General features: G+C 59.8%; 2 protein-coding genes. Both read left to right on the top strand.

The genetic code is table 11. The features are described from left to right. Positions 1-195 precede the first annotated feature (195 nt). A complete protein-coding gene (locus ACTQ05_RS09375; protein ID WP_441538949.1) occupies positions 196-1290 on the top strand; it encodes a Mu transposase domain-containing protein in 1095 nt (364 codons plus the stop codon). Then, positions 1287-2096 carry an ATP-binding protein gene (locus ACTQ05_RS09370; RefSeq protein ID WP_441055701.1) on the top strand — a complete coding sequence of 270 codons (810 nt, stop codon included), beginning with the start codon at positions 1287-1289 and terminating at the stop codon, positions 2094-2096. Before ACTQ05_RS09375 ends, ACTQ05_RS09370 begins: the two co-directional genes overlap by 4 nt. Positions 2097-2344 lie beyond the last annotated feature (248 nt).

Here is a 2344-nt window from a genome sequence, read left to right as displayed (position 1 = left end):
GTGCCCCCTTCGTCGGTGATTTGTTGTTTAGTCGCTAGAAATCATATGACGGGGTATGGGCCGTGTTCCGCTATGCGGTTGTCAATTTGCGAAAGAAATTATGCGTCACCCTCGAGGTCCAAGGCGAGAACCCTGAAAGAAAAAGGCTTCAAGGTCACGCCGCACGGACGCACTGGCCAACGCTCTGCCAAAACGGTGCTCACCGGCTACACGGGCACCATCGACGAGCTGCTGGGAAAGGGCGTCACCAACTCATCGGTCTGCCTCGACAGGCTCAGGGAGCAGGGATACTCTGGCGGAGTCACCGCAATCAAGCAGTACATCAAGGACAACATGTCGCTCGTTCCGGCGAAGCGGAGGCTCGTCGCCCCGCAAGGCAGCCGCGGCACCAGGTTCCAGACGGCACCCGGCGAGGCCTACCAGATGGACTGGGGCTTCACAAACGTCATCGACTGGGAGGGCAGCGCCTACAAGATCGCTTGCTTCGCTATGGTATGCCACCATTGCGGCGCCTGCTACATCGAGTTCTTCCCCAATGCCAGGCAGGAGAATCTGTTTATCGGCATGGTGCACGCGTTCATGGTGATGGGCATCCCCGAGTACGTCCTCACCGACAACATGAAGAGCGTGGTCGTCGGTCGTGATGCGCACGGCTCGCCGATGTGGCAGCTAGACTATGCGGCCTTCATGGCGTGCGTCGGCTTCAAGACCAGGCTGTGCAAGCCAAGGCACCCGTTCACCAAGGGCAAGGTGGAGCGCCTGGTGCAGTTCGTCAAGGGGAACTTCCTCGCTGGAAGGGCCTTCCAGGACATCACGCAGCTGAACATCGAGGCCCTGGAGTGGTGCGCATCCCAATCGAATCGATACAGGCGCGCTCTCGACCTCGTTCCCGCGGATGCGCACAGGGCCGCGTGCCTGCCGGCGTGTAAATCCGTCGTGCTGGATGGCGAGCTTGCGCTCTATCTCTGCCCGAGGAGAAGAATCAGCTTCGACGGGTTCGTCAGCTACGAGGGCAGGAGGTTCGGCGTGCCGTACTGGTACGCGGATCGCGACTGTCGCGTCAACCGCGAAGGCGGCCTTCTCCGTATCTACAGCGATGACCTGTCCCGCGAGCTCGCGGTGCATCCGGTCACATGGGGCAAGCGCGACTCCTTCTGCGAGGACCAGTACCTTGAAGCGCAGCCGGTGGAACTGCCCAGCGTTCCTCCCGGGACCGCGGTAGCGCAGATCGAGCCGCCAAGGGGCAAGAGCATGCTGGCCAAGTTCGACTTCGGAGGTGACCTGCTATGACAAATACCGAGACGGACAGGCTCTATGCTTCCATCAGCGCGGCCGCATCGGGCTTCAAGGTTGCCATGACGCCCGAGGAGGTTGCGGAGCTGGCGGTGAGGAACGACTTCGGCGATGACGAGCTGCGCGCAGTGGAATCCGTCTTCGCCTACCTTGCGAAGACGCAGCACGACAAGACGATCGACACGCTGCTGAGGATGAGCAGGCTGCCGCAGAAGGCGCCCAAGACCTTCGAAGGGTTCGACTTCAAGCGCATCCAGGGACGTGACGCCGCGGCGATCAGGAAGCTTTCGTCGCTCGCGAACCTGCATGCGCGCAAGAACATAGCGTTCATAGGGCCCGGCGGAATCGGGAAGACGCACCTTGCGCAGGCGTACGCCAGGGAATGCTGCCTCAACGGGTACAAAACCTACTACCTGAAGGCCACCGAGCTCAAGGACAGGCTGGAGCGGTCCATCGAATCCGGAAACCCCGCCAAGGCGGTCAACTTTCTGGTAAAGCCATCCTGCCTGGTTATCGACGAGATAGGCCGCTGCACGTTCAACCGCGCGTGCACCGACATGTTCTTCGACATCATAGACCGACGTTACGAGAAAGAAGGGCCGAACATTCTTATCCTCACCAGCAACACCCCGCCGGTTAACTGGGATGAATTCTTCACGGGAGACGAGACGCTGATGTGCACGCTGGATAGGATCTTCGACCGCGCATCCGTGTTCATGATGAAGGGCGCGAGCTTCAGGGGATCGGAGTGCGAGACGTTCTCGGTCGAGTCTGTCCCGCAGGCGATTAAGCTGAGTAGGTAAACACAACTAGGAAACAACAATCAATTGAGCGCTGGTGTATTGGCTAAATAAACGCGACTCGATTGGCTAAATTAGCGCGGCCATTAATGGCGATATTAATTCGACTCTATGGTGGCTAAATAAACCCGACGCTAACACCTCTTCTTGAGCGCCTCGAGCCTCGCCCTCTGGCCGTCGGTGAGGTCCTCGGGGTTCTTCACGAGCGCGTAGCGGCTGCCCTTGATGGAGGCCGCCTCCTCCTCGAGCGC

It is taken from the genome of Collinsella sp. LCP21S3_A9, assembly GCF_052118785.1.
Classification (GTDB): domain Bacteria; phylum Actinomycetota; class Coriobacteriia; order Coriobacteriales; family Coriobacteriaceae; genus Collinsella.
The sequence above is the reverse complement of the archived record's forward strand: the minus strand, read 5'-3'. Positions and strand labels throughout refer to the sequence as shown.